We start from the raw sequence: 16,849 nt of genomic DNA, 5'->3' as shown, positions 1-16,849 counted from the left end.
AAAATTAATTTATTTTTTTAGCCCAAACGGGTTGTCCACCGGTAGTAAATCCAGAATAGGTCAGGGTCACTTTTCTAGGAATGGCTTCCCAATCCCAAGCATCGCTTACTTTGCATTGATTGCCATTTACGGTAAGCACTTCTTTGGTGCTGTCATACGACCAAGTTCCTGTTACTCCGCCGCTTACTTTTTTGTCAGCGGTTAAGAATATAGTAACTGATTTTTGAATCGTTTTGTATTGATAATTCATTGTGATTTGTTCCCAAGATCCTATAAATGAAGTTTCGGTAATAGCCGTTTTAGGCACTCCTGCATAACGCTCCGGAGCGATTACCGGCCAGCCATCTTCCGTCCATTGAATGGCGCGAACATGTCCCATCATTAAAGCATTGGACGCATTAATTCCGGGTACATTTTCCGGTAAGCGGGCTTGTGAGGAGTAAAACCATTCTTTGGTATCTGGATTTTGAAAAACAGAACAGTGAGAAAAACCAACCCATCCGGTATGATTGTTAAAGGAATAAGGATGTGTCAACATAGGCCAACAATCTGCTCCATTAGTGACATCCCCTCCGTTGATCCCTATGTAAGGACCCATTATGTTTTTGGAACGGGCAACGCGCGTGTTATATGCAACGGATAATTCGTCATAAGCTAGAAATAAATAATAATAGCCAGTCGTTTCATTATAAATAATTTCTGGACCTTCGGAAGCTTGCCAACGGCTATTTCCTCGTTTTGCAATGCGGGTTCCGTAATCACTTAATGTTTTTAATTGATCGGGTTTTCCGGTTGTTGGATTTAACTTTAATGCTGCAATACCAGAATGCCAAGAACCGTAGATTAAATAGTGTTCTCCTTGTGGAGTAATGGTAAAAGTAGGATCGATAGCATTGAATTGGAAATACGCATTTTCCCAATTTCTAGTACCTGTAAAAGAATACGGTTTTAAACCATCTGGCTCAGAGCAAACCACCATTCCTTTATCTACCCAAACATTAGTTGCTAAATCATCAGATTCTGCTAGTCCAATAAAGGCTCTTTCTGACCATGAATAGGTGAAATCGGCACCAATAATTGGTTCATCTACCACAATACTGTAATACATTCTATATTTAGACCCTACTTTTTTGATGTAAGGCGCCCAATAACCATAACGAGGATTTGTAATAGGCGGTAAAGCCGGAACCATTCGGGCTCTTTTGTTGTTCAAGGAATCTTTTACCCAAGCTGGCGCTTGTGTCATTGCTGATCCCATGTGTTCCCAAGTGATAAGATCTTTGGATCGTCTGTATGGGAAATGACCGTGTCCTTCATGCGCATTTCCATAGGAAGCATCGGTTTGATACATATAATAATATTCGCCACACTTTTCAACAGAAGGATCATGTACGTTTGCCAAATTCCATTGAGAACGACTATTCCAAGAGGAAATAGAGGTGTAATTGTCTGAATACGTTGGTCCGGCAAAAGCAGTAGGTGCTGGCGTCGGAGTCGGTGTTGGCGTCGGCGTTGCTACAGGATCTGAAGCTGGATCATCGCCAGAACAACTGCTAATGGAAGCAACAATTAAGAAAGGCGTCAGATACAAAACTAATGTTGAAAGGAATTTTAAATTTCTCATTATTATGTTTTTTTATTTGGTTTCTAAAACCACTACAGTAAATGCAGGGATTGTGATTTCCAGTTTACCCTTTTTTGTTTCAAAACCTTTGAAAACGACAGGTTTGATTTTTGATGGGTTATCAAATGTGTTGTGGTCTTGTAATTTTGGTGATGCCAGAATAGTTCCGGTAACATTTTTAATTCCAAGTTCCTGCATGTCAATTTCTATTTTGTGGTCTTTTTTAGAATCTATATTTACCAATGAAATATGAATTAATCCGTTTTTATCTTTGGATGCCGAAGCGGATAAAGCAGGAAGTTTTTCACCGTTATAGGTGTATGACGGAGAATTAATTGTCATTGGCAATAATTGCGCATCGTGATGTACAGTGTACATTTTCATAACGTGATACGTTGGCGTAAGCAACATTTTTTCATTCTCTGTTAAAATAACAGCTTGCAAAACATTTACGGTTTGAGCAAGGTTTGCCATTTTCACTCTTTTAGAATGATTGTTAAAAATGTTCAGTGTTGTACCGGCAATCATAGCATCTCTCATAGTGTTTTGTTGGTATAGAAACCCAGGATTTGTACCTTCTTCTACATCATACCATCCGCCCCATTCGTCAACAATAAGTGCCACTTTATTTTCTGGATCATATTTATCCATGATGTCAGAATGTTTAGTCACTAATTCTTCCATTTTAAGTGCAGTTTGCATGGTTGCAAAATATTGTTCCTCATTAAATTTAGTTGAAGAGCCTTTCTTTTCCCATTTTACAAAAGAGTAGGAGTGAAGCGCAACGCCTTCAATTAAACTTTTAGGAATATCACGCATTAAAACTTCGGTCCAGTGGTAATCAGCAACATTTGCTCCTGAAGCAATTCTGAAAAGTTTATCATTATTAGACCAATCGGTCATGAACGTAGCATATTGTTTGTATAGGTTAGCATAATATTCCGGAGTCATATTTCCGCCACATCCCCACATTTCATTTCCTACTCCCCAAAAAGTAACACCCCATGGTTTTTCGCGATCATTCTTTTTTCTAAGCTCAGACATTGGACTACCGCCGTCATGGTTTACATATTGTACCCATTGCTCCAGTTCCTGAACGGTTCCACTACCAACATTGCTGGCCAAGTAAGGTTCTGTACCTAAAACTTCACATAAGTTTAAAAAATCATGTGTTCCAAAACTGTTGTCTTCAGTAGTTCCTCCCCACCAACGGTTTACAATACTTGGTCGGTCTTCTTTGGGTCCAATACCATCTTTCCAGTGGTAAGTGTCCGCAAAACAACCTCCTGGCCATCTTAAATTTGGTATTTTTAATTCTTTTAAGGCAGTAATAATATCGTTACGAACTCCTTTTGTATTTGGAATAGAACTTTTTTCACCAACAAAAAAACCACCGTAAATACATTTTCCTAAATGCTCAGCAAAATGTCCGTAGATATGTTTACTGATAGTTGGTCCATCATTACTATTTTTTAAAGTAAGTACTGTTGTTTCTTTTTGTGCAACAATAGCTTGACTACAAAAAGTAAAAATAAATAAGATTAATAGGGTTTTTTTCATGTTCTTTTTAAGTTATAAAATCACATGGTAAGCTTTTGTTAAGCTTACCACATGACATTAAAATTCTAACTAAATCAAATAAATATTAATAGCCACTGTTTTGAATTGTTCCTGGATTGTTATCCATTTCCAATTGTGGTATTGGGAAAAATTCTCTTCCTGCTGCGTAGGAGTTGAATTCTACATCTCGTGTTTTTAACCAAGCTAATTTTGCGGGATCTTGTAACCATCCCCAACGACGAATATCGTCAAAACGGTGTCCTTCCAGTGGGAATTCTAAGAATCTTTCGTGTCCAATTTGCTCTCTCATTGCAATTTGGCTTAGTCCTGGTTTTGCTGTAGCTAAATTAGGTAAACCAACTCTGCTTCTTACCATTTGAATATAAGTGTAAGCTCCCGGAGTATCGCCAGTTTCATTTAAACATTCAGCATACATTAACAATACATCAGCATATCTCAATAAACGTTCGTTTATACCAGAACGCCAGTCGTATTCATTTGCATAATTCCCATCAGAATTTTGGTATTTTCTGCAAAACAAGTCATTCAAATCTCCCGGATTAGCTGCGTAAAAAGTAGCGAAGTTTTGTCCGTAAAGTTGCATTCCACCTGGTTTGTTATAGAAAATAGTAGCGTCTAAACGTGGGTCTGTGGTGTTTGCAGTAGTTTTTTCATCATGGTATTCATTGAATAATGCCCATGTTGGTTGTACGTCTGTCCATCCAAAAGCTCTAGGTCCATAAGTAATAGCTCTTGCTGATGTTTTTCCCCATCCGGAAGCTGGAGCACCACCCCAACCTAAATCAACTCCACCTGCATCTCTGCTGAATTGTACTTCAAACAATGACTCTGAATTGTTTTCGTTTGTGTCTGTAAAGTTATCACGGTAATTAGGCACTAAAGCATAAACACCTAAATCGATAACTTGTTTGAAAGCGATTTTTGCATTTGGGAAATCTTTGGTAAACAAGTATGCTTTTCCTAAATATCCTAAAGCAGCTCCTTTAGTGGCACGTCCTTTTTGACCTGCATCTAAACCAGAAATATTACTGTATGATGCCGGAAGCAATTCTGCGGCAGCTTTAAAATCTGCAATAACTTGTGCCCAACCTTCTTGGTTTGTTTTTTGTGGATAGAAAGCGGCAATTTCAGTAGGAAGCGGTACGTTTTGAAACATGTTTACGGCATGAAACAAATACAATCCTCTTAAAAAATAAGCCTGACCAAGAATTCTGTTTTTAAGAGCAGTATCAGTGATAGCGATATTAGGTACATTGGTAAGTACTTGATTGGCGCGGTAAATACCTTGATAGTAGGTTTCATAAGCCCAACCATAAATTGCTGCATCCGACACATTTGAGTTAAAACGACCTACATTGTACATCGCTCCCCATGGACTGTTACTTCTGGTATCATCTCCTTTTAAATCTAACAATAAAGGAGTACTTCTCATGTAAGTACCATCAGTCAATAAGCTGCCATAAGCTGCATTTACCCCTTTTATTGCGTCTTCATCTGTTTTCCAGAATGAATCTGCAGCGTCATTATTTGGGTCAAGTTGAATTAAATCTTCATCGTTGACACAGCTTGTTGTTACCACTGCAAGTGATAAGAAACCAGCCAGATAATTAAATATTTTATATTTCATTTTGATTCGTTTTAATTGGTTTGCTAATTTTAAAAATTCACTTCAAGTCCTAAAGAAATCGTTCTAGGATTAGGGAAAGAACCTCCGTCATATCCTCTTGAGAAGGATCCGTCGTTGCTATTAAAATCAGGATCGCTTCCTCTATATTTACTGATAATTAATAGGTTTTGCCCGTTTACAAACAATTTTGCTTTTTGAATAAAACTGGTAGTCGGAACTGGAATTTCATATCCAATTTCCATAGTTTGCAGTTTTATGTAATCTCCATCTTCTATGAATCGGTTTGAATCTCTTCCGTTGGCATTCGGATCACCAATAATTGGACGAGGAACATTTGTATTCGTATTTGTAGGTGTCCAGTAATTAAGCATATCAGTGCTGTGGTTTCCATATTGTCCCGCCATTAAATTACGGTATATGCTATTGAAAACTTTGTTTCCTCCGGCACCTTGCCAAAACATAGAGATATCCCAGTTTTTGTAAGAACCGCTAAGGTTCATTCCGTAACTGTATTTAGGAATTGTAACTCCTTGAAAGGTTCTGTCAAGATCACTAATCATTCCGTCTCCATTGATGTCTTTGAATTTAATATCTCCAACCCCAGCATTAGTTTGCGTTGGAGCAGCAGCAAGTTCAGCCGCGTTTTGGAAAATTCCATCCGTCTCGTAGGCATAAATTTCACCCATAGATCGACCAACTTCTGTTTTTGAAGCAGCACCATAGATTGGATTTCCGTTGATACCAATTTGCAATACTTCATTTTTCAACGTTCCTAAATTAGCAGATATGCTGTATTTGAAAGCATTGTTATTGTTGTTATAGGATGCAGAAAATTCAAATCCTTTGTTTCTCATTGCACCGGCATTAGTAGTAATACTTGCAGGGAAAGCTCCAGTAGAAAAAGGTAATGGAACACCCACTAATAAATTAGAAGAGTTTTTTACAAAATACTCTGCTGTAAACTGTAAAGCATTATTAAACAATCCAAGCTCAACTGCTACGTCTGTTGTTTTATTATCTTCCCATCGTACATTTGGATCTAAAGAAGCGACAACTGTTGTTCCTGGAGCCAATTCGTTGTTGAAATTGTAACCCGCAAAACTATTGATTGTTGTGGCGAAGAAATAGGCTGGAATTGTGTTGTTTCCTAATTTACCATAACTACCTCTTAGTTTGATTGTGTTTACCCATTCAGGTAAGTGAATGAATTTTTCGTTGCTCAATTTCCAAGCTCCTGAGAAAGAGTACGCATTTGTCGTGTTGTATTTTTCACTAAAAAGCGACGATTTATCTTGTCTAAAGTTGGCTTGAAACAAATAACGATCATCAAATGAGTAATTGATACGGCTTATGTATGATGTACCAGTAATAGTAGTGTTAGACTCGCCTGTACTGTTATCATCAGCATATTGCAATTTGCTGATTTCACCAAAATCATATCCTACACCTCTTGACCAGTGGTTGTAATAGTCTTTTCTTTCTTGTACCCAACCCGCTAAAGCATCAAATTTATGTTTGTTGATGTCTAATGAGTAGGTTAATAGGTTGTTAAGAAACGTTTTAGTCTCATTACCAGTTGATACATCTAGAGATGCTTCTTCTTTGGTTGTAATATAATACCATCCTAAGTCACTTTGCGGAACAAATTTTCTGTTTTGATAATCTAATCTGTCAAAACTGGCGTCTAGTTTATATTTTAATCCTTTTACGATTTCATATTCTCCCCAAATATTCCCAATGAAACGGTTTCTTTTCCCATTGTTTTCGATTAAGTTGTTGAATCCTATAACGTTAAGTGAAATGGCTCTTTGAGTTAAATTATCAGTACCTCCGTAACCACCTAATCTATTTTCATCGTATACTGGCATCGTCGGAATAGCACCTAACAAAGCTGCAATAGCAGTTTCCCCAACATAACTGTTAAAGTTTTCTTTGTCAGATTGTGTGAATCCTATTTTAGTACCGTATTTGAATTTTCCTTTTTTACCATTCAAATTCAAGTTCATGGATAGTCTTTCGTAATCTTGAGGAGATTTGATGTAGCTGCTGTTTTTGAAATAATCCATATTCATATTATAGGCTAAATCTTCTGTACCACCATTAAATGCTAACGAATGATTCTCTATAATTCCAGTTTCATAAGCGGCATCTTGCCAATCTGTATTTACATTACTGATATAATTGCTGTTGTTAGGATCATTTCCTGGAGCAACGCTTAATCCAGCATTCAATTCTGCTGCACTGGTTATGTTTTGATAGCCTAATCTATCAGTTACATCCCAAGTTTTAGCTACGTTTTGAAAACCGACAAGGGATTTATATTTGATATTCAGTTTTCCGGCTTTTCCTTTTTTGGTCGTAATAATTACTACACCATTAGCACCACGAACTCCGTAAATAGCAGCCGAAGAAGCATCTTTAAGTACTTGCATAGATTCGATATCTCCTGGAGCAAAATCAAACGGTGAGTCTACAATCATTCCGTCTATTACAAAAAGTGGGTTGTTATTGCTAAAAGAGTTCAGACCTCTAATTTTAATATTTACAAATCCACCCGGTTCTCCAGAGGATTGCACGGTTACCCCTGCAACTTGTCCTTGAAGCATTTTTGCAGCATCGTATGTCACTGTTTTTTTAGCAGATTCCATGTTGACAACTCCAACTGATCCAGAAAGGTCTGATTTCTTTTGTGTTCCGTATCCAATTACAACAACTTCGTCAAGTGCAGTAAGATCGTCTTTTAGAGCTACGTTAATTTGTGTTTTAGTACCCACTGCAATTTCTTGACTTGCATAACTTATATATGAAAATACAAGGATGTCACTTGGTGCAGCTTTTATGGAATATTGCCCGTCAAGATCACTTGTGGTTACTGTATTAGTTCCTTTGATTAAAATATTTACTCCTGGCGCAGGCATTTTGTCTTTTGCTGAGGTAACAATTCCGGTAACAATTTGAGTATTTTGAGCTGAAACATTAATAGTTGCCATTAGCATAACTATTATTGCTAGAAGCCATTCTTTTTTTGGTAATAAAAAATTACAATAAAGAAATAATCGGTGGTTTGTTTTCATTCGGTTATTATTTAGGTTAATTATAAGTGTGTGTTTTACATTTGTAAATTTAATTAAAAAAAAAGCACAAAAACAAATTAATATGATAAAAAAAAGAGGAAAAAAAAATGCATTTTTTAAATTAAGTGTAAAATCAACATTTTAAAATTATGTTTTTGTAAAAAATACATCTGTTTTTGGAGTTAATTTGTGTAAAATTTACACTTTATGTGAAAAAACAAACATTTCTACAATAAATTGCCCGTGAAAATTATTTTATAAAACAGCGGAATAATTGCCTTTTAAATCAGTTTTAATTTGAAAATCAGAGTGATATTGTAAAAAAAGTCTTCATTTTGGCGTATTGTTTTTTATGAAAAACTAATTTTCGGTTCAATAAATGGCGAATATTCTTCGCAATCGATTGAAATACAAGAAAAATAAATGGTTTAATCTGCTGGTTTGAAGTTTTGCTATTACTAATTAATGAAACCGTTTTTTGTAAAAATCAAATCTGCGGAATAGTATTCAGGAGTTTATTAAACGAAATTTTTTTGGGATTACAGGGTTTTAGTGGACTAAGTGTAAAATCAACATTAATAAATTATGAAACCTTTAGAGAAGTTTATATATTTACCCTAAAAAACATATTATGTTAAATAGTTATAGTTCTGCTGATAAAGTTTTACTGGCAGTAGATTGTATCATTTTTGGTTTTGATAACGAAGGCTTAAAAATACTTTTGATTAAAAGAGATTTTGAACCTGAAAAAGGCAAATGGTCTTTAATAGGTGGATTTCTTAAGAAAGATGAAGTATTAGATAGCGCTGCCATCAGAATACTGGATTCCTACACTGGTCTTCAAGATATTTATATGGAACAATTGCATGCCTATAGTGAGATTGACCGTGATCCTGTAGAAAGAACTATTTCTGTTGCTTATTTTGCATTAATCAATATTGAAAACCATAATGCAGAATTAATTCAAAATTATCATGCACAATGGTTTAGCGTTGCGAATGCTCCAAAATTGATTTTTGACCACGACACGATGTTAAGACATGCCATAAGAAGATTGCGTTATAGAACGTCTATCAAACCTGTTGGATTTGAACTTTTACCGGAGAAATTCACCATGCGCCAACTGTTGGAATTGTACGAAGCGATTCTTAGTAAGGAATTGGATAAAAGAAACTTCATCAGCAAAATAAACTCACTAGATATTCTGATAAAACTCGAGGAAAAAGATATGATGTCCTCCCGAAAAGGATCTTATCTTTATACTTTTGATAAAGAAAAATACGATGCAAAACTCTTGAATGATTTTGTTTTAAACCTATAAGTCATTCTTTATAATCATAAACTAAAAAAGGAAGTCTCTTAATTGAGGCTTCCTTTTTTTATAATTAATCCTGAAAAAACTATTCTTTAATTCTTTGATTGACTACAACTTCAATGATGTTCAGAATAGTTTTATAAATGCGAACTACTCTTAGAATGGCAAAGTGCAGTCCCAAATAAAATTTAAATTCCTAACTATTTCCTTTATTATAATCGGCTAAGAAAGTGGCTAAACCACTATCCGTAAGCGGATGTTTTAGTAAACCTTCAATAGCGCTTAATGGTCCGGTTATGACATCGGCGCCAATTTTAGCACAATTTAAAATGTGCATGACGTGACGAACGGATGCCGCCAAAATTTGTGTTTCATATCCGTAATTATCATAAATCAGCTTGATTTCGGCAATCAATGCCATTCCATCTGTAGAAATATCATCTAATCTTCCTATGAAGGGCGAAACATAAGTGGCGCCGGCTTTGGCGGCAAGTAAGGCTTGTCCTGCTGAAAATACCAAGGTGCAATTGGTTCTTATTCCTTTATTCGAAAAGTATTTTATGGCTTTTATTCCGTCTTTAATCATAGGTATTTTCACCACGATTTGAGGATGCAAAGCAGCCAGTTTTTCACCTTCGGCAACCATACCTGCAAAATCTGTCGAAATTACTTCGGCACTAACATCACCGTCAACTAATTCGCATATTTTTACATAATGAGCAATAATATTATCTGCACCGGTAATTCCTTCTTTCGCCATTAGCGAAGGATTTGTGGTTACACCATCCAGAATTCCTAAATCATTAGCTTCTTTTATGTCTTTTAAATTTGCTGTGTCTATAAAAAATTTCATGTCTTTATTTATTTAAATGTTTATTTATTTTCTTCAATGTACTTTAGGATTTCTGTGCAAACGCTTTCACTTGTAAATCCAAATTTTTGATCCAATACACTTGCTGGTGCTGAATATCCAAAATGCTCCAATCCAACTATTTTTCCGCTGTCGCCAATTAAGCCTTCTAAGTTTACCGGAAGTCCGGCAGTAAGTCCGAACACTAATTTTCCTTTTGGAATAATGCTTTCCTGATACGCTTTTGGTTGTGATTTGAACAAACCTTCAGATATAATTGAGGCTACGTTTATAGTTAGATTTTTTTCTTTTTCTAAAATAATTGCAGCTTCCAAAAGGGTGGCCACTTCTGATCCATTTGCGATTAATGTAATGTCAGGATTTGGTGTAGATTTAACCAAATAACCTCCTTTTTTAGCTTCGGTTGCTTCTTCATATCTTGAAGTTCCAGTTGCAGGAATGTCTTTGATGTTTTGTCTCGAAAGAATCAAAGCTGTTGGGGTAGAGGTGTTTTTCAAAGCCATATCCCAAGCCACTGAAGTTTCAATAGCATCGGCAGGGCGGAGCGCTAATAAACTTTGGTTGCCCGAATGGTTTTTTATTTTTTCCAACAAACGCATTTGTGCTTCCTGTTCAATAGGTTGGTGGGTTGGTCCGTCTTCGCCCACTCGGAAAGAATCGTGTGTCAAGACATATTTCACCGGTAATTCCTGAATTGCGGCTAATCGAATGGCAGGTTTCATATAATCCGAGAATACAAAAAAGGTTGCTACCACTGGGACCACACCTCCGTGAAGGGCAATTCCGTTAGCAATAGAAGTCATAGTCAATTCTGCCACTCCGGCTTGTAAAAAGGCACCACTGAAATCATTTTTTTGTAAAACAGAAGATTTTTTTAAGAAACCATCCGTCTTATCACTGTTGGATAAATCTGCCGAAGAAACAATCATGTTTTCCACGTGTTCCGCTAAGTAAGCTAATACTGCCGATGAGGCATCTCTTGTCGCGGCATTTGCTTTTTGGACTACATTACTCAAATCCAGTTCTGGAAGTTTTCCGGATAGAAATGAATCCATTTTTTGAGCCAATACCGGGTTTTCTTTTTTCCAAGTGGCTACATGATGCTTTTTGTACGCGGCCTCTTCCGATTTTTTGGCTTTTATTTTATCATAATGCGTTGCCACATCTTCATAGATTGCAAAAGGATTTTCAGGATTTGCTCCAAGGTTTAGTAAGGTTTTTACATAATCAGCTTTCGTATCACCAATAGGTTTTCCGTGCAGTTCACATTCGCCTTCATATATATCGCCATTGGCGGTAACGCAACCTTTTCCCATAATCGTTTTTCCAATTATTAAGGTTGGTCTTTCTGATTCTTCATTGGCCTCGTTCAATGCTTTTCTGATTTGCTCGTGGTCGTGTCCGTCAATTGTGATGACTTTCCATCCCCAAGCTTCGTATTTCATAGCCGTATTCTCTGAAGTTACTTCATCTGTCATGGACGAAAGCTGTACATCATTCGAATCATAAAACATGATGAAATTGTTCAAGCCTAAATGTCCGGCGATTCTACCCGCTCCCTGAGAAATTTCTTCCTGAACACCACCATCTGTGATGAAACCGTATATTTTGTGATTGAAAATTCCCTTGAATCTGGCCTCTAGAAATTTGGCGGCGATAGCAGCACCCACTCCCATTGCGTGTCCTTGTCCCAAAGGTCCTGAAGTGTTTTCTATTCCTCTAAGCACATCTACTTCCGGATGACCAGGAGTCACGGAACCCCATTGTCTGAAGCTTTGTAAATCTTCTTTTTTGTAATTGCCCAACAAATAATATTGGGAATACATCAAGGCTGAAAGGTGTCCGGCATCCATAAAGAAACGGTCCCTGAATGACCAATCCATTTCTGTCGGGTCAAATTTTAAGTACTCAGTATATAAAATGTGCAAAAAATCTGCGCCTCCCATGGCTCCTCCAGGATGGCCTGAATTCGCTTTTTCTACCATCGAAATAGCTAATGCTCTAATATTGTCAGCAGCTAAATTGTCAATTTTTTTATTCATGTTTAAATTGTAAAAATTAAATGTGTTTTGAATAGTATAATATGATTCGTTTTATTATTTGTGTCCAAAGTTTTATAAGCGGTAGCAAATTTTACTTTTTCCTAAATATTAAAATTTGAGCTTAAAAAATTTATCTCGACTAACCGAAAAAATCAGTGTCAGATAAAATATATTTTACATTTAAACCAAAAATTAATTAGTAACAGCTTCTTTTTTAGTGGCTATGTGTGAAAAATAATAATAAGTGTAAAAAATACATTTACAAATGTAAACAAATTTTTTTAACAATGACAAATAAATTTTTTTCTTGCAGTTTTAAAATAAGAATCGCATTTTTTTTGCCAATAAAAAATGGCAATACTAATTTTTTAAAAATAGTATTGCCATAAGAAGATTGAATTGCTACAATGAATTTCGAATTATTAACGTGCTTTTGTTTTCTATTTGTTCTTTTTTGCCTTGTAGAATCATCTCTGCCAAAATTTTCCCCATAGCTTCAAAATTGGTGGAAATGGTTGTAATTCCATTGGCAACTACTTTTTTTAGAGGGGTTTCGTTATAGGAAATAATGCCAAAATCGCGCCCTAATTGTAAGTTTTGAAGCTTTGATTTTTCGATAACACGAACGAGATCTCGGTCATTTGGAATCACATAAACTTCTCCTGCTTCTATAGCTCTATTGTTGAATTCCGTGATGGTTTCGTGGTCAAAAATAAAATTTTCACAAAAGTTTTCGAAACCAATTTTCATTCCTAAAGGTTCTCTAAATCCAGGAAATATCATGATTATTTTATTGTATTTGACTAAGCGGGATTTTGCTTTCATTAATCCTTCATAGATGTCTTTTTTATGATTTTGATATACCGCAGGAAAGGAATTTAGTTCAGGATTGGTTTGATCTAATATATAAACTTCGTTTACTGGTAGGGTTTTTATAACTGATGCCGCCTCAGCCAAATTGGTAGGCATGATGATGTATTTTGTATAATTTCCATTACTGTCATTTATTAGTTTTTGGAAAACTTGAATATTAAAATGATGAAAGAAAATATCAACCTGAACGTCATTCCCAATGTTTTCCAAGAATGAGTTGTAGATGTCTTCTTTAAAAATATTTAATTCATCAAAAAGTAAAAATATCCTTTGTTTTATGGTAACCGCGATACTTTTTACATAATATCCTTTTCCAGGAATTGCATAAATAATACCTCTTTTTTTTAATTCATCATAGGCCAGTAGAACCGTATCACGAGACAATGAAAACTCTAAACTGACTTTGTTTACAGAGGGAAGTTTGTCTCCTTTTATTAATTTTCCTTCTTCAATTCCCTTCTCAACGGTAATGATAATTTGTTTGTATTTAGGAATTCCAAGATTATTTTGAATCGAAATAATTTTCATAAATGAATGAATTTTTTCGCAAGATACAAAAACTGGTGGGTACTGGTATGTAACTGATAATAATTATTTTACTTTTGGTTTTCACATTTCATAAATAAATCATGAAAATAAAACACATATCACATTTTAAAGCTAGTTCTGCAATGAAATTATTTGGTTTTACATCAGATGGCGAAGAGGTTTCTCTTTATGAATTGACGAACAAAAACGGAATGCAGCTTAAAGTTACTAATTATGGTGCAACTATTACCTCGTTGAAAATGCCACTGAAAAACGGTGAATTTGTAGATGTGGTTTTGGGTTTTGATACTTTAGAGGCTTACATCAAATCATTTGATTTGGAAAGCGCGCCTTACTTTGGAGCAACAGTAGGAAGATTTGCAGGAAGAATAAACGACAGCGAATTTGTATTAAATGGCGAATCAATTCGTTTAAAAAAGAATTATAAGGATCATTCCTTACATGGTGGAAATAGTGGTTTCAGTCAAAAAATATGGAAAGTCAAAAATATAAATAACGGTAAAAGTCCTTCTATAACGTTAGCTTATTTTAGCCCTCATCAAGAAGAAAATTTCCCTGGGGATTTAACGGTTGAATTGACGTACACTTTATCTGATGCAAATGAATTAATTATAAATTACACGGCATCAACTACAGAGGATACTGTTGTGAATTTAACGCATCACAGTTATTTTAATCTTGATGGTCACAAATCCAATATTTCTGAACAAGAAATAATGGTCAACTCGCATAGATTGTTAGAAACAACCAATGAGAATATTCCAACCGGAAGGTTTTTGAACGTAGCAAATTGTCCGTTTGATTTTACATCGCCCAGAAAGTGTCCTTCTAAAATTGACAATACCTTTATTTTGAATAAAGAAAATGAATTTGCAGCTTCACTTTTCAATAAAAGCAATAATTTAAAAATGTCAGTGTATACGAACCAACCCGGAGTTCATATTTATGTTGGCGGTAATTGTTTTAATACTTTAAAAGGAAAAGAAAATGCGGATTACCATGCTTTGAGCGGTATTTGTTTTGAGACACAAAATTTCCCTAATGCACCAAATTACAAGCATTTTCCCAACTCAGTTTTGAGAAAAGAAGAGCTGTATTATCACAAAACCATTTATAAATTTCAATCTTTTTAATATGAAAAAACACATTTTTGTTTTTGGAGTATTTGCACTCTTGGGAATGTTTTTTTCTTGTTCAGCCAATGATACAAATGAAACGCCAATAGTTGAACCGCCAGTTGCGGAAGATACTTTTATAAGAGCTGCGGATATTTCTTTTCTGCCGGAAATAGAAAGTTCTGGAACTATTTTATACAACAATACCAAAGCGGAAGATATGCTTACGACTTTAAAAACTGCAGGTTGTAATGCGGTACGAATTCGTCTTTGGAAAAATCCTTCAAACGGACACTCAGGAATGACTGAAGTAAAAGCTTTGGCGGCACGTGTGAAAAAAGCAGGAATGAAAGTTTGGTTAACCGTTCATTATTCAGACACATGGGCTGATCCTGCAGTGCAAACGATACCAGCTGAATGGAAAAATTTGTCTTTTACAGATTTAAAAACGGCGGTAGCTACTTATACTTCGACAATTATTACAGAAATTAATCCTGATATTATACAAATAGGGAATGAAATAAATAGTGGATTGCTTTGGCCACAAGGTCATTTAATTAATCAGGAAGTTCAATGCCTGGCCTTATTATCTGCGGCAAGTGCAACTATTCGTACCAAAGCCCCAAATACGAAGATAATGATTCATTATGCAGGTGTTAAAGCTTCGGATACCAATTGGTTTTTTAATAAAATTAAAAGTGTAGATTACGATTATATTGGTTTATCCTATTACCCGATTTGGCACGGAAAAGATTTAGAAGTTGTCAAAACGACCATTAATACGTTAGGAAAAACATACAATAAAAAAGTAATTATTGCTGAAACGGCTTATCCGTTTACGTTAGGATATAATGACTGGACCAATAATATTGTTGGTTTAGACTCACAACTGGTTTCAGGGTATCCTGCTACTCCTGATGGGCAAAAAAGTTTTGTATTGGCAATAAAAACAGTCGTAAAAGAGTCTGAATACGGCTTGGGATTTGCGTATTGGGGAGGCGAATGGATTTCTTTCAAAGGGAATCAAGCCGCAAATGGCTCTACTTTCGAAAATCAGGCCTTTTATGATTTTAATAATAAAGCATTACCTGTTTTGCAGGTTTTTAATAAATAAGTACAGATGAAAAATTCACCAATGTATTTCCGATTCGTTTTGATGTCTTTAATGATTTCAGTGCTTTATTCTTGTAATATATCCAAAAATATTCAAACAACATCAAAGAGTTCTTTTGCAAAAGGAGCAGATGTGGGGTGGTTGCCACAAATGGAAGCCACAGGATACAAATTTTACGATACTGATGGCTCTGAAAAAGATTGCTTGCAACTGCTGAAAGACAGAGGAATGAATACCATTCGTCTTCGCGTTTGGGTAAATCCAAATGACGATAAAGCCAGTGGACATTGCAGCAAGGAAGAAACTGTTGTCATGGCTTTGCGTGCTCAAAAAATGGGAATGCGTATCATGATTGATTTTCATTACAGTGATTCGTGGGCCGATCCAGGCAAACAATTCAAACCAAAAGCTTGGGAAAACCATACTTTTTCAGAGTTAATGACGGATGTGTACGACCATACTTTTGATGTTTTGAGCGCATTAAAATCAGTTGGAGTTACTCCGGAATGGGTTCAAGTAGGAAATGAAATTCCAGGAGGCATGATGTGGCCGGAAGGAAGTACAAAAAATTGGAGCCAATTGGCACAATTACTCAACAAAGGCTATGAAGCAACAAAGGCTATTGATGCTAAAATCAAAGTAATCGTTCATCTTGACGAAGGAAACAATAGTGAAAAATTCAGATGGTTTTTTGATAATGCTACGGCAAATAATGTAAAGTACGATGTGATTGGGCTGTCCTATTACCCTTTTTGGATCAAGAAAGATTATACTGAAACCATTGCGGATTTAGCGAATAATCTTAACGACATGGCTACCAGATATAACAAAGAAGTGATGGTTGTAGAAGTTGGCGGTGAATCTGACAAAGTGCAAAACACGTACGAAATGTTAGCAGCAACAATCAAAGCGGTCAAAGCAGTGCCAAATAACAAAGGACTTGGTGTTATTTATTGGGAACCACAGGGCGAAAAGAGTTGGAGTCATTATTCGTTAAGTGCTTGGCAATCTGACGGGAAACCTTCGCCGGCTTTGGATGCGTTTAAAGAATAATTTAGATTAAT

At 35.7% G+C, this 16,849-nt stretch carries 11 protein-coding genes; 4 read left to right on the top strand and 7 right to left on the bottom strand.

What is annotated here, in order from left to right; translation table 11 throughout:
• Positions 1–4 precede the first annotated feature (4 nt).
• The 4 genes from Q1W72_RS07805 to Q1W72_RS07790 all read right to left on the bottom strand — a co-directional run bounded on the left by Q1W72_RS07805 (position 5) and on the right by Q1W72_RS07790 (position 7,822).
• A complete protein-coding gene (locus Q1W72_RS07805) occupies positions 5–1,624 on the bottom strand; it encodes an arabinan endo-1,5-alpha-L-arabinosidase (RefSeq protein WP_302137816.1) in 1,620 nt (539 codons plus the stop codon).
• 12 nt (positions 1,625–1,636) lie between these two features.
• Positions 1,637–3,184, bottom strand: coding sequence for an alpha-N-arabinofuranosidase (locus tag Q1W72_RS07800; RefSeq protein ID WP_302137814.1), 1,548 nt, complete (start codon positions 3,182–3,184; stop codon positions 1,637–1,639).
• Between the two features lie 85 nt (positions 3,185–3,269).
• Positions 3,270–4,832: a RagB/SusD family nutrient uptake outer membrane protein gene (locus Q1W72_RS07795; RefSeq protein WP_099713795.1), complete on the bottom strand. Its 1,563-nt coding sequence runs from the start codon at positions 4,830–4,832 to the stop codon at positions 3,270–3,272.
• Positions 4,833–4,861: 29 nt separating this feature from the next.
• Complete coding sequence (locus tag Q1W72_RS07790; protein ID WP_302137813.1) at positions 4,862–7,822, bottom strand: TonB-dependent receptor; 2,961 nt, start codon at positions 7,820–7,822, stop codon at positions 4,862–4,864.
• A 715-nt stretch (positions 7,823–8,537) separates the two neighbouring features.
• On the opposite strand from Q1W72_RS07790, the gene Q1W72_RS07785 reads away from it, so the two are divergent.
• Complete coding sequence (locus Q1W72_RS07785) at positions 8,538–9,227, top strand: NUDIX domain-containing protein (RefSeq protein WP_099713793.1); 690 nt, start codon at positions 8,538–8,540, stop codon at positions 9,225–9,227.
• Positions 9,228–9,417: 190 nt separating this feature from the next.
• Here Q1W72_RS07785 and fsa read toward each other — a convergent pair whose 3' ends face one another.
• The 3 genes from fsa to Q1W72_RS07770 all read right to left on the bottom strand — a co-directional run bounded on the left by fsa (position 9,418) and on the right by Q1W72_RS07770 (position 13,535).
• Positions 9,418–10,074, bottom strand: coding sequence for a fructose-6-phosphate aldolase (gene fsa, locus Q1W72_RS07780; protein ID WP_121340722.1), 657 nt, complete (start codon positions 10,072–10,074; stop codon positions 9,418–9,420).
• Between the two features lie 20 nt (positions 10,075–10,094).
• Positions 10,095–12,134 carry a transketolase gene (locus Q1W72_RS07775; protein ID WP_302137812.1) on the bottom strand — a complete coding sequence of 680 codons (2,040 nt, stop codon included), beginning with the start codon at positions 12,132–12,134 and terminating at the stop codon, positions 10,095–10,097.
• Positions 12,135–12,536: 402 nt separating this feature from the next.
• Entirely contained in the window at positions 12,537–13,535 is a 999-nt protein-coding gene (locus Q1W72_RS07770) for a GntR family transcriptional regulator (protein ID WP_282744219.1), read from the bottom strand.
• Between the two features lie 101 nt (positions 13,536–13,636).
• Here Q1W72_RS07770 and Q1W72_RS07765 point away from each other — a divergent pair, with 101 nt between their 5' ends.
• The 3 genes from Q1W72_RS07765 to Q1W72_RS07755 are packed head-to-tail and all read left to right on the top strand — an operon-like array spanning position 13,637 to position 16,838.
• Complete coding sequence (locus Q1W72_RS07765; protein ID WP_302137811.1) at positions 13,637–14,689, top strand: aldose epimerase family protein; 1,053 nt, start codon at positions 13,637–13,639, stop codon at positions 14,687–14,689.
• 1 nt (position 14,690) lies between these two features.
• Positions 14,691–15,785, top strand: coding sequence for a glycosyl hydrolase 53 family protein (locus tag Q1W72_RS07760; RefSeq protein ID WP_302137809.1), 1,095 nt, complete (start codon positions 14,691–14,693; stop codon positions 15,783–15,785).
• Between the two features lie 6 nt (positions 15,786–15,791).
• On the top strand, positions 15,792–16,838 hold the full coding sequence (locus Q1W72_RS07755) for a glycosyl hydrolase 53 family protein (RefSeq protein ID WP_302137808.1): 1,047 nt from the start codon (positions 15,792–15,794) through the stop codon (positions 16,836–16,838).
• Positions 16,839–16,849: the final 11 nt, after the last annotated feature.

Source organism: Flavobacterium sp. ZE23DGlu08, assembly GCF_030505335.1.
In the GTDB taxonomy this organism is placed as follows: Bacteria; Bacteroidota; Bacteroidia; order Flavobacteriales; family Flavobacteriaceae; genus Flavobacterium; species Flavobacterium algoritolerans.
The sequence above is the reverse complement of the archived record's forward strand: the minus strand, read 5'-3'. Positions and strand labels throughout refer to the sequence as shown.

What these genes read in the sequence shown, in the direction of transcription:
- Q1W72_RS07805 (WP_302137816.1), bottom strand. Translation starts at nt 1,624, where the DNA reads ATGAGAAATTTAAAATTCCTTTCAACATTAGTTTTGTATCTGACGCCT.
- Q1W72_RS07800 (WP_302137814.1), bottom strand. Translation starts at nt 3,184, where the DNA reads ATGAAAAAAACCCTATTAATCTTATTTATTTTTACTTTTTGTAGTCAA.
- Q1W72_RS07795 (WP_099713795.1), bottom strand. Translation starts at nt 4,832, where the DNA reads ATGAAATATAAAATATTTAATTATCTGGCTGGTTTCTTATCACTTGCA.
- Q1W72_RS07790 (WP_302137813.1), bottom strand. Translation starts at nt 7,822, where the DNA reads ATGGCAACTATTAATGTTTCAGCTCAAAATACTCAAATTGTTACCGGA.
- Q1W72_RS07785 (WP_099713793.1), top strand. Translation starts at nt 8,538, where the DNA reads ATGTTAAATAGTTATAGTTCTGCTGATAAAGTTTTACTGGCAGTAGAT.
- fsa (WP_121340722.1), bottom strand. Translation starts at nt 10,074, where the DNA reads ATGAAATTTTTTATAGACACAGCAAATTTAAAAGACATAAAAGAAGCT.
- Q1W72_RS07775 (WP_302137812.1), bottom strand. Translation starts at nt 12,134, where the DNA reads ATGAATAAAAAAATTGACAATTTAGCTGCTGACAATATTAGAGCATTA.
- Q1W72_RS07770 (WP_282744219.1), bottom strand. Translation starts at nt 13,535, where the DNA reads ATGAAAATTATTTCGATTCAAAATAATCTTGGAATTCCTAAATACAAA.
- Q1W72_RS07765 (WP_302137811.1), top strand. Translation starts at nt 13,637, where the DNA reads ATGAAAATAAAACACATATCACATTTTAAAGCTAGTTCTGCAATGAAA.
- Q1W72_RS07760 (WP_302137809.1), top strand. Translation starts at nt 14,691, where the DNA reads ATGAAAAAACACATTTTTGTTTTTGGAGTATTTGCACTCTTGGGAATG.
- Q1W72_RS07755 (WP_302137808.1), top strand. Translation starts at nt 15,792, where the DNA reads ATGAAAAATTCACCAATGTATTTCCGATTCGTTTTGATGTCTTTAATG.